Origin of the sequence: uncultured Devosia sp., assembly GCF_913055165.1 — a bacterium.
In the GTDB taxonomy this organism is placed as follows: domain Bacteria; phylum Pseudomonadota; class Alphaproteobacteria; order Rhizobiales; family Devosiaceae; genus Devosia.
In genome coordinates this window covers 1-25304 of sequence record NZ_CAJXJS010000027.1, presented here as the reverse complement: position 1 = coordinate 25304, position 25304 = coordinate 1, and the positions used below count along the sequence as shown (strand labels likewise).

The following is a 25304-nucleotide window of genomic DNA, read 5'->3' as shown; positions in this document are numbered from 1 at the left end:
ACAAGAGGAGAACACACATGACCAAATTCGGAAAATCCGCAGTCATGGCGCTGTCCGCCATCGCCGCTTCGGCTCTTGCCTCCACCGCCGTCAGTGCTGCCACGCTGGAAGAGATCCAGGAAAGCGGCTCGATCCGCATCGCCGTGGCGAACGAAATTCCTTACGGCTATGTCGATCCCAGTGGCGAAGCCAAGGGTGCCGGGCCGGATGTGGCCAAGGCCATCATGGAAGAGCTGGGCGTCGAGAACATCGAGTGGGTGACCACCAATTTCTCGTCGCTGATCCCTGGCTTGCAGGCCGACCGCTTCGACATGGTCGCCGCCGAAATGGCGATCCTGCCCGATCGCTGCCAGCAGGTGCTCTTTTCGGAGCCCAACACCTCCTATGGTGAAGGCCTGCTGGTTGCCGCCGGTAACCCCAAGGACATCCATGCCTATGCGGACTTCGCCGAGAACCCCGACCTCAAGGTCGCCATCATGGCGGGCGCCGACCAGCTTGAAATGATGCAGGCGCTGGGTGTGGATGAGGCCAATCTGGTCACCATCGCGGCCAATGCCGACGCCATCTCGACCGTTTCGACCGGCCGTGCCGACGCCTATGCGGCGACCAGCCTGACCGCCAGCGGCCTGGCCGAGCAGAATGACGGCGTGGAAGTGGCTTCTGATTTCACCGACCCCGTCATCGACGGCGAAGAAGTGCGCAGCTGGGGCGGGTTCACCTTTGCCTCGGGCAATGAAGCACTGCGCGACGCCGTGAACGAGGCCCTGGCCGAGTACAAGGCAACGCCCGAGTGGTCCGAGACCCTTATGGGCTATGGCTTCACCCAGTCCGACGTGGATGGCTCGGGTCAGCGCACCACCGAGGAGCTCTGCGCCGCCGAGTAATCCGGCGTCACGGAAGTTCATTCTGGGCGGGTGCTCCGGCGCCCGCCCTCCGCGCGTTCAACCACTGCACGGAAGCTGACACATGCACTGGACTGAATATCTCCCTCCCCTAATGCAAGGGGCCTGGGTGACAATACAGCTGACTTTCTACTCCACCCTATTGGGGGGCCTGCTGGCCTTTGCGGCGGGCATCGGCAAGATCTCGTCAAACTGGGCCATCAAGGGTGTTTCGGTCGCCTATATCGAGGTGTTCCGCGGAACATCCCTGCTGGTGCAGCTGTTCTGGCTCTATTTCGCCCTGCCCATTGCCGGCATGGCCATCGGGCTCGACCTGAGGCTGCCGCCAGTCGTTGCAGGCGTACTGGCCTTGAGCCTGAATATTGGCGCCTATGGAGCCGAAGTGGTGCGTGGCGCAATCCAGTCGGTGCACAAGGACCAGCACGAGGCTGCCCGCGCGCTCAACTTCACGCCGCGCCAGACGCTGTGGACCATCACCATTCCACAGGCCATCCCCGAGATGATGCCGTCTTTCGGCAATCTGGCGGTGCAGAACCTGAAAGACACAGCGCTGGTCTCGCTGATCAGCCTGGGCGACCTGACGTTCCGCGCCGAGCAGATCCGCAATTTCACCCAGGACAGCACCACGATCTATTCCATGCTGCTGGTGACCTATTTCGGCATGGCCCTGGTGCTCACCGCCATCATGCGCGGCCTTGAAGCCTATGTGAGCCGCTGGCGCGTCGCGAGGAGCTGACCCATGCTATTTGGATATGAATGGGACCTCTCCAGTCCCCTCGCCTTTGCCCTGTCCATCCTGCCGATCCTGCTGACCGGCATGATCGTGACCATCCAGGCCACCGTGCTGGGCTTTTTCGTTGCCCTGGTGCTCGGGCTGATCTGGGCGGTCCTCAAATCCGCGCCGTCGCGCTTCATCGCCTGGCCGGCACGGGTGGTGACGGAGTTCATCCGCGACACGCCCCTGCTCGTGCAGCTCTTCTTTCTCTACTACGTGCTGCCCGAGTTCGGCATCGTCCTGCCCGCTTTCCTGACCGGCGCACTAGCGCTGGGCATCCAGTACAGTGCCTATACCTCGGAGGTGTATCGCGCCGGCATCGAAGCAGTCGGCGCCGACCAACGCGAAGCCGCGCGGGCACTGAACTTTTCGGGCACGCACACCTTTACCCATGTGGTGGTGCCGCAGGCGATCCCGCGCATCATCCCCGCCATGGGCAATTACCTCGTCTCGATCATGAAGGACGTGCCGGTGCTTTCGGTGGTGACCGTGCTGGAAATGCTCAACGTCGCCAAGATCGTGGGCGACCGGACTTTCGACTATCTCGTGCCGCTGTCCATGGTCGGCGCGCTCTATCTCATCATGACATTGGTGGCCTCGGCGGGCGTGCGCCTGCTCGACACCTGGCTGCCCAAGCAGGGGATTCCCTTGAAATGACCGACGAACCGATCATCAAATTTGACAAGGTCATCAAGCGCTTCGGCGACCTGACCGTGCTCAACGAACTCGATTTCGAAGTCAAGAAGGGCGAGAAGGTCTCCATTATCGGGCCATCCGGCTCAGGCAAATCGACCGTGCTACGCATTCTGATGACGCTCGAAGGCATCAATGGCGGGGTGGTGACGGTCAATGGCGAGCCGCTGTGGCACGAAAAGGGTCCGGACGGCACGCTGAAGCCGGCCAGCGAGGCGCATCTGCACAAGATGCGCGCCCAGCTCGGCATGGTGTTCCAGCAGTTCAACCTGTTCCCGCATATGACGGTGTTGCGCAATATTACTGAAGCGCCGGTCAAGGTGTTGGGCCTGTCCAAGCAGGAGGCGCGCCAACGGGCCGAGGAACTGCTGGAGCTGGTGGGCCTGGCCGATCAGGCACAGAAATATCCGCACCAGCTGTCGGGCGGCCAGCAGCAGCGCGTGGGTATCGCCCGGGCGCTGGCCATGCGCCCCAATATCCTGCTGTTCGACGAGCCGACGTCAGCACTGGACCCGGAACTTGTCGGCGAGGTGCTCAACGTGATCGGCAAGCTGGCGCATGAGCATGATTTGACCATGCTGCTAGTGACCCACGAAATGCGCTTTGCCCGCGAAATCTCGGACCGCGTCTGCTTCTTCGATCAGGGTCGCATCCGCGAGGAAGGGGCGCCGGAAGAACTCTTCACCGACCCCAGCGAAGAGCGCACCCGCGAGTTTCTGCAGGCCGTGCTGGACAGTTGAGGGTGCCGCTCAATCTCTGAATATGTTCTGGGTTCCCTGCGCAACGTCGACCGGCCCGGTGGTCGTTGCAACAGGTTTCATCGCCGCGGGCTCTCGTGGTGCGATGCGCAGGGCCCGCAGGGCGTTCAGGATCACGGCGACGTCGATTACCTCTTGCAGCAGGGCGCCCTGCACTGGCGAGAGGTAGCCATAGGCTGCGGCAATCATCCCGAGGACAGACAGGCCGATGCCGGCGACGACGCTTTCTACCGCGATGCGACGCGCAGCTCGCGCAATTTCGATCCCGGGTCCCAGCCGATCGATCCGGTCAACGAGCAGCACCACATCGGCCGCCTCAGCCGAAGCGGCGGCGCCGCGCGCTCCCATCGCCACCCCGACATCTGCCGCCGCCAGCGCCGGCGCGTCGTTGACGCCGTCGCCCACCATCATGACAGGCCCGCGCTTTCGCTCCGTAAGCACAAGCAGAACCTTCTGGTCCGGCGAAAGACCGGCCCGCAACCCATCAAGGCCAAGCCCTTCGGTCACGCGCTCGGCGACGTCGGCGCGGTCACCGGTGGCGAGCAGTATGCGCGAGACGCCTTCGCGACGCAGGCCTTCGAGCATGACACCCGCGCCTTCGCGAAGTGGATCTGACATGAGGAGGTGTCCTGCCATCCGGCCATCGACCGCCACAGCGACGAGAAGCGATCCGGCAGCCATGGTGGCCTGTTCCGCCGCCGGCCGCCCGATACGGGCTGCAACGAAGCCGTCCCCACCGACAACGACCCAGCTGCCTTCGACCTGACCCGCAATGCCTTCGCCTGGACTCTCAGACACCTCCGAGGGCACAGGCAAGGTGAGCCCGCGCGCTTTCGCAGCAGCCACAATGGCCTGCGCCACGGGATGCTTGGATGCCTGGTCCAGTGCCGCCGCCAGCCGGAGAATATCCCCCTCGCTCATATCGAGGTGGCGGTCGATCGATACGATCTGCGGACGGCCATCGGTCAATGTGCCCGTCTTGTCGAGGATCAGCGTGCGGATGCGCGCCATCGTCTCGAGCGGCCCTGCGCCCTTGATCAGCACGCCAAAATGTGCAGCTCGCGACAGGCCTGCCACCAGAGCGACCGGCACGGCCAGGATCAACGGACAGGGCGTCGCCACGACCAGAACGGCGACAGCCCTGATCGGATCGCCGGTGAACCACCAGGCCGCGAAGGCGATGCTGACGGTCACCGCGAGAAAGCCGAGCGACCATTGATCTGCCAGCCGTGACATCGGCGCCTTGGACGCCTGCGCCTCCTCCACCAGCCGGACAATTCCGGCATAGGTGCTGTCCTTGGCCTCACGCGTCGCCGTCAGGTCGAAGGCTTCGCCAGAATTGGTCGAGCCGCTCATGGCCTCTGCGCCATGCATCAGCCTGACCGGCAGGGACTCGCCGGTCAGCGCCGATGTGTCGACAAAGGCAACCTCGGACGCCACCTTGCCGTCCACCGGGACCACATCACCCTGCCGGATCAGCAGGCGGTCTCCGGGTGCAATCTGCTCAAGTGGCACCTCCTCCAGTCCACCGTTCCGATGACGCGTTGCCGTACGGGGTACGCGGGACAGGAGGTCATGCATCTCACGCCTTGCGCGACCTTCAGCGAAGGCTTCAAGGAAGGTGCCTCCGGAATACATCACTGCGACGACCGCCGCGGCCAGTGTCTCTCCGAAGACTAGTGCTGCCGTCATGGATAATGCCGCGACGATGTCGAGCCCGACCTCGCCGGAGCGCAGGCTTCTAAATATCTCGACAACGAGCGCTGCCAGCGCTGGCACGACCCCGCCAATCCACACCAGAGTGGCTATGTCGGACTTGCCAGCCAAGCTGAACGCAAGTCCTGCGAGGAGACCCGTTACGGCGATGAGCAGGATGGCTGTCTTGAAGCGATCGGTCGGGGCCGTTTCCATGCGACTCATCTTCCTGAGGCTGAGGCGGCTATCGCGGCTCCTGGGAAGGAAGGCGGCCGATGCCTACGCCTCTTGCGCGATCGCCATCATCGCGCATGAGCAACACGGCGTCGAGTACGCCGCGACGCGCAAGCGCAGCGGGTGGCGCCTAACGGAACCATCTGTTTTTTCAGGCAAAGTGGGGTATCGCAAAAAACTGACTTTCCAGAACATCAGGAAAATCAATTAGTTATAACCATAAGAGGTAGTGGCGGAGAGGAAGGGATTCGAACCCTCGAGACCGTTCCCGATCTGCACCCTTAGCAGGGGTGTGCCTTCGACCACTCGGCCACCTCTCCGGCGGGGTCGGGTCTAGCTGTCCGTTTGGGCGATGGCAAGCGGTTTTTGTCCACAGCACCGTATGGCCGGCTGGCTGTGGAAGAGGTGGCACCCTGCCGCCGCAATTTGGTTGGTTTGGGCGAATAGTCGTGGCTTATATCACGCCAGGGCGGATTGAACCCGAACCGTGAAAGAATGGCGGCGAAAGCAAGAGGCAGAATCGAATGAATGGCTGGGACAAGTCTGGGCGCCGTCCAATGCGGCTGGCTGCCACAATGCTGTTTGCGGCCTGCGGGGCCGCCGCCGCGTCGGCGCAGACGCCCATAGAGGGTGTCTGGCGCACGGCATTGCTGTCGGAGGTGACGATAGCGGTCTGTCCGGAAGGCTATTGCGGCTACCTGTCACGGATTGTCGTGCCCGAAGGCATGCTGAGCGGGGCCGAAGCGGAAGCCGCCGCCGCCATGGCGCCTGAGGACTTTTTCGACTATCGCAACAAGGACCCCGAGCTGCGCGACCGGCCGATGCTCGGCCTGCAGATCCTGACCCTTTGGCAGGGCAATCAACCCTATATATTTGACGGGGAAATCTACAACCCCGAGGACGGCAACACCTATTCGGGCTATGTGGAAATGATCGGGCCGGATACGGCGCGGCTGAATGGCTGTGTGCTGTTTAACGTGGTGTGCCGGGGCGAAGAGTGGACGCGTGTGCCTGCCGAAGAACTTGAGGCGCGCGCCGCAGCCGAGGCAGAGGCCGAGACGGCGGATGCCGCCCCGGCGCAGTAGGGACGGCTATTCACGCATCAAGCGCATCTGTGGCTGGCCATTGCCTCGCAAGGCCGGAGAGATGCCGCGCATGTCAACGGTCGAGACCACACGCTGTCGATAGGCGGCAAACATGAAGTCGGGCGTGACATTGACCGGTTCATCGAACTGGATGGTGACGGTATAGGCCTGCATGTTGTGGGCAAGCTGCACCCCGATCAGCAGGCCCTTGAAGGGCTGTTCGAGGTAGAAGCCCTTAACGCGCATGCCGACCTGAAAGGGCACGGCGACACGCTCTGGCAAGGCCGCGCGAGCGGTGTTCCAGTCGCGATAACCATGGGCGCGCGCGACCTCTTCGAGGGCGGCGCCATGGGTCATCGGCTGGCCGTCCCGGGCCCGCTGTTCGCGCAGGGCCTTGGCTTCGGATTTGAGGGTTTGGGCAGAGGGGGTATCGAGGGAAAACGACATGTTCGGGCTCTCCGTATGGGAGGCGACAATTCACATGGGAGCCCGCATTGCCATGATGCGCCTTGGGAGAAACAACCGAAGGGATCATCGTTTAGAGCTGGACTTCACCATGGATCTTGCGATCCGCGGGCGGCAGGTGCCAACAACCGAACGCGTAAATGCTCCCGTGTGGCCGTCAAGTCAAGGGCGGGCCGATCACGTGCGGTGATGGCGCGATCAGACAATTGCATTGGGCACGGTTGGCATTGGGCGCTACGAGAACGGGACGAGGTCCAGGAGTACCAAGATGAACGAAATTCTGCTGCTCGTAGCAGGCCTGCTGGGTGGCGCGGTCAATTCGCTGGCGGGTGGCGGCTCGTTCATCGTTTTTCCGGCATTGCTCTTCGCGGGCGTTCCTCCTGTCCTGGCCAATGCGTCCAACACCTACGCGGCCCTGCCCGGCTATGTCAGCGGCACCATTGGCTATTGGAACGCCATGCAGGCGCACAAGGACAAGCTTGTCACCTACGGTCTTGTCGCAGCCTTCTTTGGCTATGTCGGTGCGGAACTGCTGCTGGTCGTTTCGGACGAATTGTTCTCGCTGGTTGTGCCCTGGCTGATGGCGTTTGCCGTGACACTTTTCGTATTCGGCAACCGGATCAACACAGCGCTGAGGGCGCGTAGTGGCGAGAGGCGCGGCCTGAAGACGCTCGGGGCGGTGCTGATCCTGTCCCTGCTGGCGGCCGTCTGTGTTTATGGCGGGTTCTTCAATGCGGGCCTGGGCATTTTGCTGTTGGCTTTCCTCGCCATGGCGGGGATGACCGACATCCACGCGATGAACGGCCTCAAGCTCTATATCTCGTCCATCGTGGCGGTGGTGGCGGTGGCACGATTTGCCCTGAACGGCACGATCGATTGGTATCACGGCTCGATCGCGCTGGTGGGCGTCACCATTGGCGGCTATGTGGCGGCACGGCTGGCGCAGTTCATTCCGACGCTGTGGATCCGCCTGGGCGTGATCGTCTATGGCATCGGCATGACCGGGTATTTCTTCTGGACGGCTTATTTCGCCTGATGGACCCTAGTCCGCCAGTCTGACCCACACGGCAGCGTCGTGGAACGGGGCACCGCCGAAGGGCGGGGCCGGTTCGGCGCTGGTGAGCGTATTGATGCCCTGCCCGCCGCGATGCGCCTTGTTGCGGTGCAGGCCCTCGGCGATCAGCACGCCGGTACGCAACCCGTCGAACAGCCGCGCGGTCAGTTGCACCGCGCCGCGATGATTGCCGACCACGACTGCGGCGCCGTCTGCAATTCCCAGCCGGGCAGCGTCGTCGGGGTGGATAAGGACGCTCGGTTCACCCTCGCGCATGAGGCTGCCCGGAGTCTGGTTGAAGGAGGAGTTGAGGAAAGCGCGCGACGGGCTGGTGGCCAGCTTGAAGGGGTATTCGGCGTCGGTTGCTTCGGTGATGGCCCAATGGTCGGCAAAGCGGGGCATGATGGCTGGATCGCAGACCCAGCGATAACCCTTCTTGTCCGAGACTGCCTGCCAATCGGGCGCGAAGCGGAAGCGCCCGTCGGGCCAGGCAAAACCATTGGCAAAGCGGGCTTCGTCGTCGGGCCGGCCGCGATCGATATAGCCAGTCTTTTCCACCTCTTCGAGCGCCGGATAGTTGGACCGCGCAAAGGTGTCGGCCACCACGTCGCGATCGCTGGTCTGGAAGGTCGGGTCGTCGCTGCCCAGACGCTGCGCAATGGCGTTGATGACGTCGTGATTGGAGCGCGCCTCGCCCGGTGCGTCGACCACGGCAGGGCCATACAGGATGCGGGTATGGCCGCCGCGGGTGTAGTAGTCATTATGTTCGAGGAACATGGTGGCCGGCAGCACGATATCGGCCAGTTCGGCCGTCTCGGTCATGAACTGCTCATGGACCACCAGGAACAGATCCTCGCGCATCAGGCCCTGCCGCACCAGCGCCTGATGCGGCGCCACAGTCGCGGGATTGGTATTCTGCACGATCATGGCATGCACCGGTCCACCGCCCTGCAGGGCCCTGGCATTGCCGGTGAGGATGGGTCCGATCTCGGACATATCGAGCAGGCGGGGCGTGCCCTTTTGCAGGTGCTTGCCAGTGAGGTGGGACTTGTCGAGGCCCCATGTGCCGGAATTGGAATGAAAGGCGCCGCCGCCGCGGTGTTGCCAGGCGCCGGTCATGGCGGGAATGGAGAGCGCGGCATGCATGGCGGTCGAGCCATTGCGCTGGCGCGAAAAGCCGAAGCCAAGCCGGAAGAAGGTACGTGGGGTCTTACCGACGAGATGGGCGAAGGCTTCGATCTCGGCGACCGAGAGCCCGGTGATATCCGCCGCCCATTCCGGCGTGCGAGTTGCGAGATGGGCTTCGAACTCGGGCGAGAAATCGGTGAACCGGGCCATGTAGTCCCGATCGGCCAGACCATCGCGCAGCAGCACATGCATGGTGGCGACTGCCAATGCGCCATCGGTGCCGGGCCTCACGACCAACCCCATATCGGCCTGGTCCATGGTGGCATTGCGATAGATGTCGATGACCACCACCCTGGCGCCGCGCGTCTTGCGGGCCTTCATGGCATGGGTCATCACATTAACCTGGGTATGCACCGCATTGGTGCCCCAGATGACCACGCAATCGGCCTCGGCCATCTGCTCGGGATTGACGCCACCCAGAAGGCCGGTGCCGGCGATATAGCCGGGCCAGGCGAGACCGGTGCAGATGGTGTCATATTGATGCGAATAGCCGCGCACGGCGCGCAGACGCTCGATGCCGTCGCGATGCACATGGCCCATGGTGCCGGCATAGAAATAGGGCCAGATGGCCTCCGGGCCATGCTCGGCCTCGATGGCAAGAAACCGCCGGGCGATCTCGTCGAGCGCCTCGTCCCAGGAAATGCGTTGCCACTGCCCTGCCCCCTTGGGGCCGACCCGACGCAGGGGGTGGGTCAGGCGGTCGGGGTGATGGATGCGCTCGGCATAGCGCGCCACCTTCTCGCAGATGACGCCGGCCGTATAGGGATCGTCTTTGGCGCCGCGCACACGGCCGATGTTGCCATCGGCAAGGATGTCGACGTCCAGCGCGCAGACCGAGGGGCAGTCATGCGGGCAGACGGAACGGATGGTGCGCTGGGCAGTGGGGGCGTTCATGGCGCAAGCCTAGTCCCACCCCTGCCCCGGAACAATCGCATTGTGGTGATGGATGCGATCAGGGACGGTGATGACCCCCGAGGTGGCGCCTTCAGGCTGCAAATGCCTTGGTGGCCGTTTCAGCGTTCCGCCGCGCACGAGTGGCCGCATGCTTGGCAAGTTGCGCAGCGCCGCCATGAAACTGGGAAAAGGTGATGCGCCCCGAGGCTCCGGTGATGGTGATGCCGCGCCAGTTGGGACGCACCTGCCGCACCTCGGACCAGTCCAGTTTCGTTTCGCGTCCCATGGCGTTGCGATGGGTTACCTGACGATGATCCCAACGCGTCTTGGTGAAGAGACCCGCAAAGCCGATGCCGAGCGAACCGCCTGCCAGCAGCACGACAGCCAGATAGGTCGCGACAAGCTGGGTGGGGTCGGCCACGTGACCCATTATGATCACGGCGAAGAGGAGGATAGCGGCGAGAGCAGCAGCGCCATAGCAGGCGAAATATTCAACCATGGAGGGGCGCAGTTCGGCCCAGCCACCTTCGACCATCACGGCCTCTTCGGGCTGCAGCAGGCGCAGGGCGAGGAAAGCCGCGTAGCCAAATGCCACAACGCCCGCCGCACGCGACAGCGGCAGGTGGTCAGTCATGGGGATGTGCTTGAGGATGATCAGAAGGGTGATGGTAATGAGCGGCAAAGCCACTTCCTGCCAACGCAAAGGCACGCTGCAAATCTCCATAAAAGCGGGGCCGGCGACGCATACTCGGCAGTTCGCATTCAAAGTTATGCAATCAAATCGATTTGGCCATTCACAATTTCGCCAAAACTGGGGCAGCAGTGCCATTATCCCGCGCAGCGAGTGGCGAAGGGATGAGAAACAGATTCAACCGCTTGCCAGCCAGATTCACAGCATTCCGGCAAGCGATTGTTTCAACTGAGATTTTGTTGGCACGAAGAGTTTCGACCACAGCCCAGGCGGGCTGGCGCGCTCCCAATCACGTTGATCTGAAGCGTTGCGAAAAAGCCTCAGTCGACAGCAGTGCTGTCGACGCAATCGCGAGGACGAAATTGCCATGCGGCCATTGGCAATCTTGAACGGCTGGGCCGGCCGAAACCGGCCCTGGCCTGATCACTCGGGCGCGCGGTTCTTCTTGTGATCCTTGGACTTGGGGGCCTTCTTCTTTTGAGGGCGCGCCTCACCTTCGGCAGCCGGCTTGGCCCATTTCGGCTTGCCCTTGTCCTTGGCTGCAAAGGGCTTGGGACCCTTTGCGGCTTTGGGGTCGCGCGGCGGTCGTGGCGTTTCCATGAAAGCCTCGAAGTCATCGGACTTCGGCTTGCCATAGCGCTCCTTGCGGTCCGCCTTTTCGGGGCGCGGCTTCATCGGATCGTATTTTTCCGGCGGGCCGGGTGGGCGGCGCTTGCCCTGTGGCCGATCAGGCCGTTCGCCCGGACCCTCGACGGCGCCGATGTGCACGCCCTTTTCGCCAGTGCCGTTCTTGCCGACGGAGCGGAGGAAGCTGTCGACCTTGTCGGCGGCGATCTCGAAAATGGTCTCGGTGTCGAAGATGCGGATCGAGCCGATATCGCCCTTGGTGACGCCGCCGGCCTTGCAGATCATGGGCAGGAGCCAGCGCGGCTCGGCCCGCTGCTTGCGGCCCAGATTGACCTTGAACCAGCTGCCGCCGGCAAAGCGCTCGCGTGAGCGGGGCGCACGAGCTTCGTCGGGCGCGGCAGCGACGACATCTTCGGGCACGGGGCGGGCCGCCAGCTGCAGGCGCAAATAGGCGGCGGCGATGACTTCGGGGGTGTGACGCTCGATCAGCTGGGCCACCAGAGGCGCTTCATCTTCGTTGGCGGCGGTGAGCAGATTGGGCGCGGTCAGGATATGCTCCTGATAGCGCGCATCGATGTCCGCCGCACTGGGCGGCTGTGCCATCTGCGCCTCGATCTTGGCGGCGCGAAGGATGGACAGCGCGACCCGCTTGCGATGGCTGGGCGAAATCACCACGCAGGTGCCCTTGCGGCCGGCGCGTCCAGTGCGGCCAGAACGGTGCAGCAGCGTCTCGGCGTTCATGGGCAGTTCGGCATGGATGACGAGGTCGAGATTGGGCAGGTCGATGCCGCGGGCGGCCACGTCGGTGGCAACACAGATGCGCGCGCGGCCGTCGCGCATGGCCTGGAGCGCATTGGTGCGCTCGGACTGGGTCAGTTCGCCCGAGAGAGTAACGACGTCAAAGCCGCGATTGTGGAGGCGCGCCGATAGGTGCTTCACCGCCTCGCGGGTGGAGGCGAACACGATGGTATTGGTGCTTTCGTACCAAAGCAGCGTGTTGATGACGGCGTTCTCGCGCTGGTCGGCAGGCACGACCATGAGCTTGTAGTCGATATCGGCATGCTGCTCGCCCGAACTGGTGGCGCTGATGCGCAGCGCATTGTTCTGGAAGGTCTTGGCAAGATCGGCGATGGGACGCGGGACTGTGGCCGAGAACAGCAGGGTGCGGCGATCCTCGGGGGCAGCCGCCAGAATGAATTCGAGGTCTTCGCGGAAGCCCAGATCGAGCATTTCGTCAGCCTCGTCGAGGACGACGGCGCGCAGGGCCGACATGTCCAGGGCGCCGCGGGTGATGTGGTCGCGCAGGCGCCCGGGCGTGCCGACGACGATATGGGCGCCGCGTTCCAGTGCCCGGCGCTCGGTGCGCTGATCCATGCCACCGACGCCGGCAGCGGTCTGGGCATGCATTTCGGCATAGAGCCAGTCGAGTTCGCGGCGGACCTGCATGGCCAGTTCGCGGGTCGGGGCGATAACGAGGGCCAGCGGCGCGCCAGGTGCGGGCAGGATCAGGTCGTCGCCCAATAGGGTTGGCGCGATGGCCATGCCGAAGGCGACCGTCTTGCCCGACCCGGTCTGGGCGGAGACGAGGAGGTCGCGGCCATCGGCCTCGGACTCGATGACGGCGGACTGGACAGGGGTCAGGCTTTCATAGCCCTTGGCCTCAAGGGCGCGGGCAATGGGGGCGACAATGGTTTCAGGCAGAGACATCAGGGGCTTTCACTAAGCAGCACAGCCCCGGCAAGCGCGATGTCCACTCCCAAAACTCCGGGACATCTTCGCTCAAAAAGGGCGGTTGGTGAGGACTCCGGCGACAATGCGGGAGCCAAGGGTCGTGCCAGATATAGCACAATCAAGCAAAAAGGCCGCCCGGCGGGCGGCCTGGTGTTTGGGGTGGCGCGATGGGAGCAAAGGCCCCCTCACCCGGCGCTACGCGCCGACCTCTCCCCCCGAGGGAGAGGTGAAGGTCGCCCCGGCCCTTCGCATGGCTCAGGGCGTTCGCCCCTCAAATCGCTCCACCGGAGCGATTTGACGGCTGGCTAGGCCAGCCGTCGGGTCTCACCCAACGATCTCGTCGTCGGTGAAGAAGAACTTGATTTCCTGGGCAGCGGTTTCGGGGGCGTCCGAACCGTGGACCGAGTTTTCGCCGACGGAGAGGGCGAATTCCTTGCGGATGGTGCCTTCATCGGCATTGGCCGGGTTGGTGGCGCCCATGATTTCGCGGTTCTTGAGGATGGCGTTTTCGCCTTCCAGCACCTGCACGACGACCGGCGAGGCAATCATCTGCTCGACCAGTTCGCCAAAGAAGGGGCGCTCCTTGTGGACCGCGTAAAAGCCTTCGGCCTGTTCGCGGGTCATATGGATCTTCTTCATGGCGATGGGGCGCAGGCCGTTCTCTTCGAACTTGGCGATGATCTTGCCGATCAGGTTGCGGCGGACGGCATCGGGCTTGATGATGGAGAAGGTGCGTTCGAGCGCCATGGCGGTTGGTTCCTGCTTCATGCGTGGGAAAGGTGGCGCCTTGTAACGGGAGAGTTTGAAGGTGGCAAGACGGCGGTGCCGCCTTGTCACGATATCAATCCAGCCGGGCGAGTTCCTTGCCCAGCACCGTACCATCCGGCGCCAGAAGCGTGACATCGACGCTCGATGTGGCATTCGAACCTTCGATGATTTGATCGACCTCAATATCGACGACCTGCATGGTGCAGACTTCGGCCGTAGCGATGGTTGGGAAGACGGCAATCAGCGTACCATCGGTCTCCTCCCCCACTGCGGCGGGCAGGACCTCTTCGCAGGCGCTGCCCTGGTAGGTGAATTCGATCTTGATGTCGTTGTCATGGATCCTGGCGGCCGTGAGGTCTTCCAGCACCACACCGCCACGCTCCTGAGCGAGCGCAGGCGTAGCAAGCAGGGCGACGGCGAGGGCAAGTCCGGCGGCGCGTTGAAGTGTCATGGTTCAGTCCTCCTTCGCTCTGTCCAAATGGAAACGCAGCACACCGCAATTCGATGCCCGGCATTGATCTTCAGCAGCCAACAGGTTGCCAGTCGCCTGCGAAAACCCTAATCCAGCGGGAAGAATTGATGTGTCCCCTGCCCCAGGCGCGCGCGGGGTGCGACGCAAGCGGATTATCGGACCCATGCTCAAGATCAACAATCTCACCTATCGCATTCAGGGGCGCCCGCTGTTCGAGGACGCCTCACTCGTTCTGCCCGATGGCGCCAAGGCCGGGTTCGTGGGCAAGAACGGGACGGGCAAGACCACGCTGTTCCACCTGATCCAGGGGCATATCGGGGCCGATAGCGGGTCCACCGAGGTCAACAAGAAGGCGCGCATCGGCGCGGTGGCGCAGGAGGCGCCGGCGGGCGAAGAGACGGTACTCGAAGTGGTGCTGGCCGCCGACAAGGAGCGCTCGGCGTTGCTGGCCGAGGCCGAGACGGCGACGGACCCGCACAGGATCGGCGAAATCCATATGCGGTTGGCCGATATCGACGCGCATTCGGCAGAGGCGCGGGCCTCGTCGATCCTCAAGGGCCTGGGCTTCGAGCATGACCGGCAGAATGCGCCGACGCGCGAGCTTTCGGGCGGCTGGCGCATGCGTGTGGCCCTGGCGGCGGTGCTGTTTTCGCAGCCTGACCTCTTGCTGCTGGACGAGCCGACCAACTATCTCGACCTTGAAGGCACGCTGTGGCTGGAAAAATACCTGGCCACCTACCCCTACACGGTCTTCCTCATCAGCCACGATCGTGACCTGCTCAACAAGGCGGTCAATGCGATCGTGCATCTCGAGCACCGGAAGCTCACCTATTACAAGGGCAATTACGACACGTTCGAGGAAACGCGTCGCATGCAGATGGAGCTCAACAACAAGCAGCGCGAAAAGACGCTGGAGCAAATCGCGCATCTGCAGAAATTCGTCGACCGCTTCAAGGCAAAGGCGACCAAGGCCAAGCAGGCGCAGGCACGCGTCAAGATGATTGAGAAGCTGCGGCCGCCCGAGGCGATGTTCGACGAGCATGCGGCGCCATTCCAGTTCCAGCAGCCCAAGGTTGAGCTACCGACGCCGATGATCACGCTGGACAAGGTGTCGACCGGCTATGGCGACAAGGTGATCCTCAGAAACGTCACCCAGCGCATCGACCCGGATGCCCGCATCGCGCTGATCGGCGTCAACGGCAATGGCAAGTCGACCTTTGCCAAGCTGCTGGCGGGCGACATCCCGGTCATCGATGGCAATCTCAAGATCAACAAGAAGCTCGAGATCGCCCATTTCGCCCAGCACCAGATGGACAAGCTCAAGCCCGAGCAGACGCCGCTGGAACATGTGGCCGCGCTCATGCCGCTCGACAACGAGACCAAGCGGCGGAGCCGGCTGGCGCAGATGGGGCTGACGACCAGCCGCATGGACACCAAGGCCAAGAACCTCAGTGGTGGCGAGCGCGCGCGGCTGCTGATGGGTCTGATCACCTTTTCGGGGCCGTCGATGATGATCCTCGACGAACCGACGAACCATCTCGATATCGATAGCCGCGATGCGCTGGTCTATGCGCTCAACGACTATCAGGGCGCGGTGCTGATCATTTCGCACGACCGGCATCTGATTGAAGCCACCTGCGACACGCTCTGGATCGCAGAAAACGGCACGATCCGCGAGCTGGACGAGGATCTGGACAGCTACCAGCGCAACATAACCTCGTCCAAGGACACCAAATCGAGCGGCGGCGCGGCCAATGGCGGCGATCGCAAGCAGTCGCGTCAGGAGGCGGCGGCACGGCGAGCCGAGCTGGCGCCGCTCAAGAAGAAAATTGCCGATGCCGAAAACAAGATGAAGCGGCTTCGGACCGAGATCGACAAGATCGAGGCGCAACTTGCCGATCCAAAAGTCTATGACGGACCGCCGGACCGGCTGATCGCCCTGGGCAAGGACAAGGCGCGGTTCAGCACAGACCTTGAGGCCTTGGAGGAGACATGGCTTGAGTTCAGTGCAGAACTGGAAGAGGCTGAACGCGCATGACGGCCGAGGAAATCATCGCCGAACTGGACCTGCAGCCGCATCCCGAGGGCGGCTGGTATATCCAGACCTTCGCGGATGAACCGGGCCCGGATGTACGAGCACGATCCACAGCCATCTATTTCCTGCTCAAGGCCGGCGAGGTCTCGCATTGGCACCGGGTCGATGCCGTAGAAATCTGGCACTGGCATGCCGGCGCGCCACTGACGCTGGACATTGCCAATACCGCCGACCGGCAGTCCATCGTGCTGGGGCCAAACCTGTTGGCGGGGCAGCGTCCGCAGGGGATCGTCCCCGCCCATGCCTGGCAGTCGGCGCGCAGCCTGGGCGACTGGACCCTGGTCGGGTGTACGGTCGCCCCCGGCTTCCGCTTCGATGGTTTCGAGCTGGCGCCGCCTGATTGGCAACCGGAGAGCTTCACCACGTTGCGTTGAAGCCATTGACGATGCCCTCGCTGTGATCTTGACTGGATACCGATCCGGTGTGAGGCGTGCCATGTTGCGTGTGATTGCCTTGATAGTCGCGATGGCACTGGCCGCACCCGTCCTGCCGGCCAATGCGCAAGATATGTCGGGCCTCTCCAAGCAGGAGCGCGCCGAGACATTGCGCTTCGCCGTCAACAACAGCCTCTTCACGCTCTATCACGAGGTTGCGCACCTCTTGATCGACAAGCTCTCCTTGCCCGTTCTGGGCAAGGAAGAGGACGCCGCCGATCACATCGCGACCTGGGTCCTGTTGGAAAAGGGTACGCCCGAGGCGAACCAGGCACTGGAAGATGCCGCCGATGGCTGGGTGCTGACCGGGGCCCGCTATGGCGACTATTTCGGGGGTGACGACTACGCCTCCGGATATAGTCCCGACCGCCACCGGGCCATGCAGATCATCTGCCTGATGGTCGGGGCTGACCGAACTGCCTTTCGCAGCATTGCCAACGCCTATGACATTCCTTCGGAACGCCAGCACACCTGCCTTTACGATTATGAGCTGATCAACCGGAGCATGGACACGCTGCTCGCGCGCGGCAACTCGGGCACGCGTGTCGACGTCACCTATCACGATGGCGGAACGCGATTGCGGCTGGCCGAAAGGGCTTTTCGCGGTAGCGGCATCTTTGACGAGGTCGCCGAAGAGCTGCGCCGCGGCTATCGGCTGGATGGCCAGGTTCGGTTCACCGCGCGCCGCTGTGGCGAGTCCAATGCCTTCTATGACCCCGCGACAACCGAAATCATCTTCTGCTATGAGTTGATGCAGGATTTCATGCAGCTTCATCTGGACCAGCGGGAACAACGCAGTCGCAATTGAGGCGCTGATCCTTGAGGATCCGGCGGCAGGCCGCCACAGGGGGTTTTTGATGAAGCAGTGTGCAGCGGCCCTGGCCGCGATTTTTGTGTGCGTGACGCTGAGTGGTGGCGCGGCGGCGCAGGATGACGAGAACCAGGTCCTGCAAGATGCGATGGCGTTTGCCATGCATGACGCAGCCTTCACCGTCTACCATGAAGTGGGACACATGCTGGTGGGCGAACTGGGCCTGCCAGTCCTTGGCAAGGAGGAGGACGCGGTCGATACGCTGGCCACGATCTGGCTGCTCAATGACGAGGATCAGGACTACGCCTTCAACGCCCTCATCGATGCGTCAGATGGCTGGTACTACAATGCGGTGAATTCCACCGGCTCGGGCGTCGACGAATTCTCCTACTATGACGAGCATAGCCTGGATATCCAGCGCGCCTATGCCATGGTCTGCCTGATGGTTGGCGCCGATCCCGACAATTTCGGAGAGACGGCGGACATCTATGAGCTGGACCCCGACCAGCAGGAGAATTGCGCCTATACCTATGAGCAGGCGCTGGCGTCCTGGGGGACACTACTTTCCGCCCATGAGCTCAATGGCAATGAGAGCGCGCCGATCGAAGTGATCTACGAGGATGCAGGGGATTTCGAGGAGTTCGCCGTTGCGCTCAAGGAAGAAGGCGTCCTGGAGCGGGCCGCGGACGAAATCACCAGCTCCTACGCCCTGCCCCAGCCCGTAACGTTCCGGGCCACCCAGTGCGGCGAGGCCAATGCCTATTATGATCCGTCTGCCGGCGAGGTGACATATTGCTACGAACTGGCCGCCGAGATGTACAATCTCTATGTCTATGACATTGCCGGCTGGGGCGACACCGGCGAGGACACCGGGCTGGAATAAACGAGCGTCCGAGCCTCAGCTAAACCCGACATATCGCCCTGGACGATGGTTCAGGGCGATAATCATGTTGAGCACCAGCGCCCCAAGGATCGAATAGATTACCCGGTCGAAGGGCAAGACGAAGAAGGCAATAACCAGGATCACCGCATCGACGCCGAGCTGGAAATAGCCGGCACGAATGCCGAAATTTTCCTGCAGGAACAGCGCCAGGATGTTGATACCGCCAACGCTGGCCTTGTGGCGGAACAGGGACAGGATGCCCAGCCCCATCAACCCGCCGCCCACCAGGGCAGCAAAGAGCGGGTCGATGCGCTCGATGCCGATCCAGCCCGGTATCTGGGTGGAAAAGACCGACACCAGCGCCACGCTGGCAATGGTCTTGAGGGTGAAGGGCAGCCCCATGCGGAAATACGCCAAGGCGTAGAACGGCAGGTTGATGGCAAAGAACAGCCAGCCGAAAGGAATGCCGGTGATGTATTGCAGAAGCAATGCCAGACCGGCGCTGCTGCCGGTGGTCAACTGGACCTGCGAATAGAAGGCAATACCCAGCGACACCAGCATGGTGCCGATCAGCATGGCAAAGATGTCTTCGTGCAGCTTGTGCCGGCTAGGCGTCGAAAGATCAGGGGTCATGCCTTCTTCATCCAGCGGCCACTGGCCTCCTGCTGCCAGTAGGTCACCTCATTGGCCTGCCTCAGCACCTTCCACGCTTCACGGGCGGCCTGCACCGCCTCAGGATCATGACCGGAGAAGAGGTAGACCAGCCGCTCATAACCCTCGCCGGACTGGGGCACGGCCCCATCAGCGAAGAACCGGACTGCGGCGCCATTGGGATTGTCGGATTCAGTGGTGATCAGGATGGGCTGGAGCGCGTCAGTGTCCTCGCCGGCGAGGCCATGGGCGAGAAAGCTATCGTCGCGATAGGTCCAGAGATGGGCATCAAGCGCTTCCGCCCGTTCGCGCGATCCGACCTCCACCACCGCACGCCAACCGCGTTCCAGAGTCTTCTCCAGAAGCAGGGGAATGACGGCCTCAAGCGGGCGGGCTTCCAGGTGATAGAAAAGAACTTCGGCCATGGCTCCACAATGATTGCCGCGCCGCGGCTGGCTTGTCAGGTATGGGCCGAGAGGAGCCCATGCGAACCGACATGTATCACGTGATCGGAGATTGTGCCGAACAGCGAAGTACCGCAAGGTGCGGCACGATTCATCCCACGCAAATCAGCAAGAGCTGCAACCGAAGCGCGCATGAGACGACTGACCCGCTATCTGACGCGCCTGTTCGCCAGCGATGCGCTGATCCTGTTCGGGATCGTGTGCTTCCTTCTCTGGCTGGTCAACTGCCTGCGATCGTTCGACGTTGTCTCGGTCAAGGGCCAGGGTTTTGGCACCCTGGCGCTGCAGGCGCTCTACACCATGCCGCCATTGGCGCTGTCGTTCTTCTACATTTGCGTCGGCATTGGCGTGGTGCGGGCGCTGACGGCGCTGCAGGCCAGCCATGAACTGCATATCATCCACACCAGCAATGGCCTGGGTGGGCTCTGGCGCGCGACTGTTGCAACCTGCTGCACCGCCGTGGCGCTGGTATTGCTTTTCGCCCATTTCGTTGAACCCCTTGCAAACAAGCAGCTCAACCGCCTTTCGGCAGAAGTCGCGGCTGATCTGGTCAGCTCGACTCTCAAGCCGAACCGGTTCACCCAGGTTACCCCCGGCGTAATACTGCTCATCGGCGGGCGTGCCGATGGCGGAGAAATCACCGAATTCTTCGCTGATGACCGGCGTGATCCCGATACCCGCCGGACCTATATTGCCGCTTCCGCGCGCGTGGTCAGCGTGGGCGAGGACTATGTGCTCGAATTGCGCGACGGCACCTTGCAGTACAGCGAAGCCGACGGTCGATATTCCGAGATTCGCTTCTCGCGCTACGACGTCAGCGTCGAGAGCCTCGCCCAGCAAGTGGCCCAGGTCGACGTGCTGGGGGAAACCGACAGCTTCGGCCTGATCGCCCGCGCCATCGAAAGCGGGTGGGAGCCCAATATCGTCAAACGCCTGCTGGACCGTTCGGCGGAGGGCTTGCGGGTGCTGGGCCTGGTACTGCTGGTGGTCGCGATGGCTGGCTTTCCCAGTGGCAATCGCACCCGGTTCAAGCTGCCGCTCGAGGCCCTGGTCATGCTGGTGGCCTTCGGTGAGCGCGGGATCAGCGCCTATAGTCCATTGGGCACCGGCACAGGCGCCATCATGCTCATTCTGGCCGGCGGTGCCATTCTCGCTTTTCGGGTGTGGCCACGACACCCCAGGGCGGTGGCGGTGGCATCATGATCAACAATATCGACGAGGTCGTGCTGGCCCGGCTGTTCAGCCGTATCGCGGCGACCGTGTTCATTTTCTACGGGCTCATTGCTCTGGTGGAATCTCTGGACACCTGGCGGTTCACCTATGTGGCCGAACAGCGCGGGCTGCATATGGCCGTGGTCATGGTCGCCATGAGCGCGGTACGTTGGACGATCAAGACGCTGCCAGTGACTGTGCTGATGGGCACAATACTGGGGCTGGCCGATCTCAAGATTCGGCATGAACTCACGGTGATCAAAGCCAGCGGCATGTCGATCTGGCGGGTGTTGCGCGCGCCAGTGGCCGTGCTGTTCGTGGCAAGCCTGCTGATTGCCCTGCTGGCTGAGACGACCAGCACCATGATCAATCGCGAGCTTGCGCCCACCCCGCCGGGTCAGGTCACCCAGTTGACGCCGCCGGGCGAGGTCTGGCTGGAGCAAAGGGGCGATGGCGTTCACTATGTCTTGATGGGACGTGGCATGTCGCAGGGGGGATCGCGGCTGGCCGATGTGACCCTGTTTCACCTCGGACCGAGCGAGACGCCCCGCATCGAGGCACCCGAGGCCATACTGGAAGCGGGGTACTGGACCTTCCCGGAAGCGCTGGTTCGAGCCCCAGTTGATCCGGCCCGGACCGTATTCGACCTGCGGGTCCCCACCCGGTCTTCAGCGGCCGAAATCAGCCTCAAGCTGGCCTCGACCGAAGACATGACATTCTTTGAACTGGCGAGGCTGCTGCAGCGCGGCGTCAGCGACCCCTCGATCCGCGCCGCCACTTCGATGCGCCTGATCAAGCTACTGGCGTTGCCGCTGGTGCTGACCGGATCGCTGCTCATCGGCTTTGCCTTCACCGCCGGCTATAGCCGCAATTCCCAATTCGGCCCGGCGGTTCTTTATGGAATAGTTCTGGGGTTCATCGTCTTCATCATCACCGAAATGGCCGACCGCGCCGGCAGCACCGGCGTGCTCGACCCCTTGTTCGCGGCCACGGGGCCGGCCATGGTTGCCATTGTCATCGGGGTGACGGTGTTGCTGCGCAAGGAAGACGGCTGGACGTGACCGGGACAATCCGGATTTTGGCCTCAATCATCGCCCAATTGACAAAACTGGCTCTGACGCCCCATTGAAGGCGTCACACGACAAGCGGAACCGACCATGATCTTTGCTGAGCTCCGGCGCGCATTTGGCGCGATGTTCATTGGACTTGCCCTTGTGCTGGGCGCTGTCTCGCCCGCATGGGCCGCAACGGTGGCGACCGTCAATGGCGAGCCGATCAGCGACGTCCAGGTGGACCAGCGCCTAAGGCTCTTCCGCATGGAAGGAAACAATACTGGCCGCAACGGCGCCATGCAGCAGCTGATCACCGAGGCCATTCAGCTTCAGGAAGCCAAGCGGCTGGGCATCAATGTATCCAACGCGCAGGTCGACGAGGCCTTTCTGCAGATCGCCCGCAACCTCAATGTGAGCCGGGATCGCCTGCAAACCATGCTGCAGCAGGGCGGCGTCAGCTCCCAGACCCTGCAGGACCGGTTGCGGGCCGCCATTGCCTGGAACGCCGTGACCGAGGCGGCTGTCGTGCCCCAGGTGCAGATTTCCGAGCTCGAGCTGGATCAGCGCGCCGCCCAGCAGGTCGCCGACTTCCAGAAGTTCGACTACATCCTCAAGGAAGTTATCTTCGTCGGTGGCGGCGGACGTTCGGGCCAGGCCAATCGCTATCGCTCCAGCTTTGCCGGCTGCGACACGGCGGTGGAACTCTCGCTCGCTTACACCGATGTGGCCGTTGTCGATATCGGCCGCCGGCACGCAACACAGATGCCGGATGCCATCGCCAAGGAACTGGCCGGCCTCAATGTGGGCGGCATCAGCAAGCCGCGCGCCGTCGAGACCGGTCTGTCCATGCTGGCCGTTTGCGAGAAAGTGCAGGCCGAGGACCTGACCTTCGTCAAGGGTGGCCTGCGTGAGGACGCCGGTGGCGATGCGCTCGCCAAGGAGGCCGAGGCCTATCTCGAGCGCCTGCGCAGCCAGGCCAAGATTTTCTACCAGTAAAACCTTGCGGCGTCGGCCGCTGATACAATCGTCGGCAAAGGTTTGGGGGCGGCCGCATGGAGCGGCCGTCCTGTCTTTGGGGGACAGCATGCCAGCACCATTGGCTGTGACCATGGGTGAGCCTGCCGGGATCGGGCCGGACCTGTTGCTTGCTCTCTATGCGCAGCGCGTCGAGCGCAACCTGCCGCCCTTCGTGGTGTTCGGTCATGAGGGTTTTTTGGCCGCGCGGGCAAAAAGACTTGGTCTCGCCCTGGACATCCGACGCGTGGCGGCCGACGAAGCCGTTGCGGCCTTCGAAAAAGCGATGCCTGTCGTCCACATAGAGGGGATGGTGGCGGACCTGCCCGGCATTGTGGATGAACACGCCGCGCCAGTGGTGATCAAAGCCATTGAGCAAGCCGTGCATTCCACCCTCACCGGCCATTGCCGCGCCGTGGTCACCGCCCCTATCCACAAGGGTGCGCTTTACCAGGCTGGGTTCAAGCATGCCGGCCATACCGAATTCCTGGCCGATCTCTGCGCCATCGACGGCCACGCGAGGTTGCCGGTGATGATGCTGGCGCATGAAGACCTGCGGACCGTGCCGCTGACCATCCACGTGCCGATCAAGGACGTGCCGGGGCTGATCAACCGCAAGCTGATCGTCGATACGCTCAAGGTCATGGCGCATGACCTCAGACAACGCTTCCACATTGCAGCGCCCCACATCGCGGTGGCCGGTCTCAACCCGCATGCGGGCGAAGGCGGGACGATCGGGCGGGAGGATGTGGAAATCATCGGACCGGCCATTGCCGATGCCGTCGCCGAGGGGATCAACGCGGTCGGCCCCCTGCCCGGCGATACGTTGTTCTATCCGCCACATTGGCGGCAATATGATGCCGTCCTCGCCATGTATCACGACCAGGCGCTGATCCCCATCAAGACAGTCGCCTTCGATGCCGGAGTCAATGTCACGCTCGGCCTGCCCATCGTGCGCACTTCGCCCGACCATGGCACCGCCTTCGATCTTGCCGGCACCGGCAAGGCCTCCCCTTCCAGCTTCGCTGCGGCCATCGCCATGGCGGACCAGATGACGGCCTCCAAAGCATGAGCCAAATCGACAAACTTCCGCCGCTGCGCGAGGTCATCAACGCCCATGGGCTCCGCGCCAAGAAGGAATTGGGCCAGAACTTCCTGCTCGATCTCAACCTGACGGCGCGCATTGCCCGCGTCGGCGGTTCGCTGGAAGGGGTACGCGTCATCGAGGTGGGTCCCGGCCCTGGTGGATTGACGCGCGCGCTGCTGGCCGAGGGTGCGCGAGAAGTGATCGCCATCGAGCGCGATGCCCGCGCCCTGCCTGCCCTGGCGGAAATCTCCGACGCCTATCCCGGCCGCCTTACCGTCATCGGCGGTGACGCCATGGAGATGGACTACCGCCTGCTGGCCAACGGTCCGACGCGGATCGTGGCCAATCTGCCCTACAATATCGGTACCCAGCTGCTCACCGGCTGGCTGACCATGGAGCCGTGGCCGCCCTTCTTCGAGAGCCTGACGCTGATGTTTCAGCGCGAAGTGGCCGAGCGGATCGTGGCAAGGCCCGGGGACAATCACTATGGCCGTCTGGGCGTGCTCGCGGGATGGCGGACCGATGCCCGCATCGCCTTCAATGTCTCGCGGCAGGCCTTCGTGCCGCCGCCCAGCGTCACCTCGGCCGTGGTGCATATCGTGCCCAAGCCGGTTGAAGAGGGCCTACCGGTGAAGCTGGTCGAGCAGGTTACCAAGGCGGCCTTTGGCCAGCGCCGTAAGATGGTCCGGCAGTCGCTGAAATCGCTCGGCGTGCCCGTGGAGGGGCTGTTGGCCGCTGCCGGCCTCAAAGGTGACGAGCGGGCCGAGGAACTGCCGATCGAGGCGTTCCTGGCCATGGCACGGGCACTGCCGGGATTGCGCTAGGATGCCACGGGCGGTGCCGCGGCCCTTTCTGGCATCGGCAACGGCGCCACAAATACCAGCCTAATCGCCACCAGCAGCGCCAGCGCGGCCGCGCCGCCGCTCACCAGCATGACGCCGGGCCAGGCCCAGGCCGTCCAGGCATAGCCGCCAAGTGTGCCCAGGATCGAGGCGCCCAGATAATAGGCGACGAGATAAATGGCCGAGGCCTGCGCCTTGCCGACACGGGCACGGCGCGTGACCCAGGCGCTGGCGACCCCATGGGCGGCAAAGAAGCCCATGGTGGCAATAGCCAGCCCGAGGATGATGACCAGCGTGTTGTCGATGAGGGTGATGGCCATGCCTGCGCCCATGAGGGCCACAAGGGCCCAAAAAACCTTGCGGCGGCCAAGCCGCTGCGACAGGCCGCCGGCCCAGGTGGAGGTGACGCTGCCCAGCACATAGACAAGGAAGATCGACGCTATGGCCGAATGACTGAGCGTGAAGGGCGGCAGGGCAAGGCGGAAACCGGCATAATTGTAGAGCGTCACGAAGCCGCCCATGAGCAGGAAGGACGCAGCAAAGAGCCAGGGTAAAGCTGCGTCATCGAAACTGGCGCGGCAGCGGCGCCAGAGTTCCCCCAGGCCGATGGGATCGCGGACAAAGGCGCGTGGCTTTGGCAGCAGGATGGCGACCGCAATGGCTGCGGCAAGGATGAGACCGGCTAGTATGCCGGTGCCCAGCCGCCAGCCGAGGAAGTCGGAGAGGA

General features: G+C 63.2%; 27 protein-coding genes and 1 tRNA gene. 17 read left to right on the top strand and 11 right to left on the bottom strand.

Annotation, left to right across the window (positions count from 1 at the left end; all coding sequences use genetic code 11):
- Nucleotides 1-17 precede the first annotated feature (17 nt).
- From ehuB to ehuA, 4 genes are all read left to right on the top strand, one after another.
- Nucleotides 18-884: an ectoine/hydroxyectoine ABC transporter substrate-binding protein EhuB gene (gene ehuB / locus QZ564_RS10565; protein WP_297109037.1), complete on the top strand. Its 867-nt coding sequence runs from the start codon at nt 18-20 to the stop codon at nt 882-884.
- Between the two features lie 82 nt (nt 885-966).
- Nucleotides 967-1638: an ectoine/hydroxyectoine ABC transporter permease subunit EhuC gene (ehuC, locus tag QZ564_RS10560; RefSeq protein WP_297109033.1), complete on the top strand. Its 672-nt coding sequence runs from the start codon at nt 967-969 to the stop codon at nt 1636-1638.
- Between the two features lie 3 nt (nt 1639-1641).
- Nucleotides 1642-2334, top strand: a complete 693-nt coding sequence (gene ehuD / locus QZ564_RS10555) for an ectoine/hydroxyectoine ABC transporter permease subunit EhuD (protein WP_297109031.1) — start codon at nt 1642-1644, stop codon at nt 2332-2334.
- Complete coding sequence (gene ehuA, locus QZ564_RS10550) at nt 2331-3110, top strand: ectoine/hydroxyectoine ABC transporter ATP-binding protein EhuA (protein WP_297109029.1); 780 nt, start codon at nt 2331-2333, stop codon at nt 3108-3110. Before ehuD ends, ehuA begins: the two co-directional genes overlap by 4 nt.
- Before the next feature lie 9 nt (nt 3111-3119).
- Here ehuA and QZ564_RS10545 read toward each other — a convergent pair whose 3' ends face one another.
- Nucleotides 3120-5039, bottom strand: a complete 1920-nt coding sequence (locus tag QZ564_RS10545) for a heavy metal translocating P-type ATPase (protein WP_297109027.1) — start codon at nt 5037-5039, stop codon at nt 3120-3122.
- On the opposite strand from QZ564_RS10545, the gene QZ564_RS10540 reads away from it, so the two are divergent.
- Entirely contained in the window at nt 5038-5268 is a 231-nt protein-coding gene (locus QZ564_RS10540; protein WP_297109025.1) for a hypothetical protein, read from the top strand. The two genes, QZ564_RS10545 and QZ564_RS10540, sit on opposite strands and share 2 nt — an antisense overlap.
- A gap of 19 nt (nt 5269-5287) precedes the next feature.
- On the opposite strand, the gene QZ564_RS10535 is transcribed toward QZ564_RS10540, so the two are convergent.
- A tRNA-Ser gene (locus QZ564_RS10535) sits at nt 5288-5377 on the bottom strand.
- Between the two features lie 237 nt (nt 5378-5614).
- On the opposite strand from QZ564_RS10535, the gene QZ564_RS10530 reads away from it, so the two are divergent.
- Nucleotides 5615-6142, top strand: coding sequence for a DUF2147 domain-containing protein (locus QZ564_RS10530; protein ID WP_297109023.1), 528 nt, complete (start codon nt 5615-5617; stop codon nt 6140-6142).
- Between the two features lie 6 nt (nt 6143-6148).
- On the opposite strand, the gene QZ564_RS10525 is transcribed toward QZ564_RS10530, so the two are convergent.
- A complete protein-coding gene (locus tag QZ564_RS10525) occupies nt 6149-6589 on the bottom strand; it encodes a glyoxalase superfamily protein (RefSeq protein ID WP_297109021.1) in 441 nt (146 codons plus the stop codon).
- Nucleotides 6590-6875: 286 nt separating this feature from the next.
- On the opposite strand from QZ564_RS10525, the gene QZ564_RS10520 reads away from it, so the two are divergent.
- Nucleotides 6876-7643: a sulfite exporter TauE/SafE family protein gene (locus QZ564_RS10520; RefSeq protein ID WP_297109019.1), complete on the top strand. Its 768-nt coding sequence runs from the start codon at nt 6876-6878 to the stop codon at nt 7641-7643.
- Nucleotides 7644-7649: 6 nt separating this feature from the next.
- Here the strand turns inward: QZ564_RS10520 and QZ564_RS10515 are convergent, their stop codons facing one another.
- Nucleotides 7650-9743, bottom strand: coding sequence for a molybdopterin oxidoreductase family protein (locus tag QZ564_RS10515; RefSeq protein ID WP_297109017.1), 2094 nt, complete (start codon nt 9741-9743; stop codon nt 7650-7652).
- 91 nt (nt 9744-9834) lie between these two features.
- On the bottom strand, nt 9835-10425 hold the full coding sequence (locus tag QZ564_RS10510; RefSeq protein ID WP_297109015.1) for a hypothetical protein: 591 nt from the start codon (nt 10423-10425) through the stop codon (nt 9835-9837).
- On the opposite strand from QZ564_RS10510, the gene QZ564_RS10505 reads away from it, so the two are divergent.
- Complete coding sequence (locus QZ564_RS10505; RefSeq protein WP_297109013.1) at nt 10415-10666, top strand: hypothetical protein; 252 nt, start codon at nt 10415-10417, stop codon at nt 10664-10666. The two genes, QZ564_RS10510 and QZ564_RS10505, sit on opposite strands and share 11 nt — an antisense overlap.
- Nucleotides 10667-10857: 191 nt before the next feature.
- Here the strand turns inward: QZ564_RS10505 and QZ564_RS10500 are convergent, their stop codons facing one another.
- The 3 genes from QZ564_RS10500 to QZ564_RS10490 all read right to left on the bottom strand — a co-directional run bounded on the left by QZ564_RS10500 (nt 10858) and on the right by QZ564_RS10490 (nt 14011).
- A complete protein-coding gene (locus QZ564_RS10500; protein ID WP_297109011.1) occupies nt 10858-12768 on the bottom strand; it encodes a DEAD/DEAH box helicase in 1911 nt (636 codons plus the stop codon).
- Nucleotides 12769-13116: 348 nt separating this feature from the next.
- Nucleotides 13117-13539, bottom strand: a complete 423-nt coding sequence (gene ndk, locus QZ564_RS10495) for a nucleoside-diphosphate kinase (RefSeq protein ID WP_297109105.1) — start codon at nt 13537-13539, stop codon at nt 13117-13119.
- A gap of 94 nt (nt 13540-13633) precedes the next feature.
- Nucleotides 13634-14011 carry a hypothetical protein gene (locus QZ564_RS10490; protein WP_297109008.1) on the bottom strand — a complete coding sequence of 126 codons (378 nt, stop codon included), beginning with the start codon at nt 14009-14011 and terminating at the stop codon, nt 13634-13636.
- Nucleotides 14012-14195: 184 nt separating this feature from the next.
- Between QZ564_RS10490 and QZ564_RS10485 the strand changes: the two genes are divergently transcribed.
- From QZ564_RS10485 to QZ564_RS10470, 4 genes are all read left to right on the top strand, one after another.
- Nucleotides 14196-16070, top strand: a complete 1875-nt coding sequence (locus tag QZ564_RS10485) for an ABC-F family ATP-binding cassette domain-containing protein (RefSeq protein ID WP_297109005.1) — start codon at nt 14196-14198, stop codon at nt 16068-16070.
- A complete protein-coding gene (locus QZ564_RS10480; RefSeq protein ID WP_297109002.1) occupies nt 16067-16501 on the top strand; it encodes a cupin domain-containing protein in 435 nt (144 codons plus the stop codon). Before QZ564_RS10485 ends, QZ564_RS10480 begins: the two co-directional genes overlap by 4 nt.
- Nucleotides 16502-16562: 61 nt before the next feature.
- Nucleotides 16563-17369, top strand: a complete 807-nt coding sequence (locus QZ564_RS10475; RefSeq protein ID WP_297108999.1) for a DUF4344 domain-containing metallopeptidase — start codon at nt 16563-16565, stop codon at nt 17367-17369.
- Between the two features lie 49 nt (nt 17370-17418).
- The gene (locus QZ564_RS10470; RefSeq protein ID WP_297108997.1) at nt 17419-18255 is read left to right on the top strand and encodes a DUF4344 domain-containing metallopeptidase; all 837 of its coding nucleotides are present in this window, start codon (nt 17419-17421) and stop codon (nt 18253-18255) included.
- 15 nt (nt 18256-18270) lie between these two features.
- Here the strand turns inward: QZ564_RS10470 and QZ564_RS10465 are convergent, their stop codons facing one another.
- On the bottom strand, nt 18271-18888 hold the full coding sequence (locus tag QZ564_RS10465) for a YitT family protein (protein WP_297108994.1): 618 nt from the start codon (nt 18886-18888) through the stop codon (nt 18271-18273).
- Entirely contained in the window at nt 18885-19331 is a 447-nt protein-coding gene (locus QZ564_RS10460; RefSeq protein ID WP_297108991.1) for a DNA polymerase III subunit chi, read from the bottom strand. Before QZ564_RS10460 ends, QZ564_RS10465 begins: the two co-directional genes overlap by 4 nt.
- Nucleotides 19332-19502: 171 nt before the next feature.
- Here QZ564_RS10460 and QZ564_RS10455 point away from each other — a divergent pair, with 171 nt between their 5' ends.
- From QZ564_RS10455 to rsmA, 5 genes are all read left to right on the top strand, one after another.
- Nucleotides 19503-20573: an LptF/LptG family permease gene (locus QZ564_RS10455; RefSeq protein ID WP_297108988.1), complete on the top strand. Its 1071-nt coding sequence runs from the start codon at nt 19503-19505 to the stop codon at nt 20571-20573.
- On the top strand, nt 20570-21643 hold the full coding sequence (locus tag QZ564_RS10450) for an LptF/LptG family permease (protein ID WP_297108985.1): 1074 nt from the start codon (nt 20570-20572) through the stop codon (nt 21641-21643). Before QZ564_RS10455 ends, QZ564_RS10450 begins: the two co-directional genes overlap by 4 nt.
- 96 nt (nt 21644-21739) lie before the next feature.
- Nucleotides 21740-22630, top strand: a complete 891-nt coding sequence (locus QZ564_RS10445; protein ID WP_297108982.1) for a SurA N-terminal domain-containing protein — start codon at nt 21740-21742, stop codon at nt 22628-22630.
- Nucleotides 22631-22718: 88 nt separating this feature from the next.
- The gene (gene pdxA, locus QZ564_RS10440) at nt 22719-23720 is read left to right on the top strand and encodes a 4-hydroxythreonine-4-phosphate dehydrogenase PdxA (RefSeq protein WP_297108979.1); all 1002 of its coding nucleotides are present in this window, start codon (nt 22719-22721) and stop codon (nt 23718-23720) included.
- Nucleotides 23717-24559, top strand: coding sequence for a 16S rRNA (adenine(1518)-N(6)/adenine(1519)-N(6))-dimethyltransferase RsmA (gene rsmA, locus QZ564_RS10435; protein ID WP_297108976.1), 843 nt, complete (start codon nt 23717-23719; stop codon nt 24557-24559). The genes pdxA and rsmA overlap by 4 nt, the downstream gene beginning before the upstream one ends.
- Here rsmA and QZ564_RS10430 read toward each other — a convergent pair.
- On the bottom strand, nt 24556-25304 hold a 749-nt coding region (locus tag QZ564_RS10430; protein WP_297108972.1), incomplete at its 5' end, for an MFS transporter. The two genes, rsmA and QZ564_RS10430, sit on opposite strands and share 4 nt — an antisense overlap.